Source organism: Holdemanella porci, from assembly GCF_019052655.1.
GTDB classification, from domain to species: Bacteria; Bacillota_I; Bacilli_A; order Erysipelotrichales; family Erysipelotrichaceae; genus Holdemanella; species Holdemanella hominis.
The window spans coordinates 1-484 of record NZ_JAHQVB010000160.1 but is presented as its reverse complement, the minus strand read 5'-3'; the positions used below and the strand labels follow the sequence as shown (position 1 = coordinate 484).

Here is a 484-nt window from a genome sequence, read left to right as displayed (position 1 = left end):
AAAAAAAAAACCTCGCAGGCGTCCATGGTCTTGTGGAAGGTCTCGATGGAGGTGACGGTGGTCTGCTGGGTCGCACGGATACCAACGATCTCGACCGGGGTGTTGACGGCCAGCTGGCCACGCTCGACACGACCGGTGACAACGGTACCACGGCCGGAGATGGTGAAGACGTCCTCGATCGGCATCAGGAACGGCTTGTCCAGGTCGTGAACCGGGGTCGGGATGTAGTCGTCGACAGCGTCCATGAGGTCCTTAACGGACTGGACCCACTTCTCGTGGTCCGGAGCGTCGTCGTGCAGAGCACCGTAAGCGGAGGTGTGGATGACCGGGCAGTCACGGTCGAAGCCGTTCTCGTCGAGGAGGTCGCGGACCTCTTCTTCGACGAGCTCGATGAGCTCTTCATCGTCGACCATGTCGCACTTGTTCAGGGCGACGAGGATCTTCGGAACGCCAACCTGACGGGCGAGCAGCACGTTTTTTTTTT

1 protein-coding gene is annotated in these 484 nt (G+C 59.9%); it reads right to left on the bottom strand.

Annotated elements, in window-relative coordinates; translation table 11 throughout:
• Positions 1-484 (bottom strand): GTP-binding protein (locus KTQ83_RS11940; protein ID WP_244975868.1); only part of this gene is annotated, 484 nt, incomplete at both ends.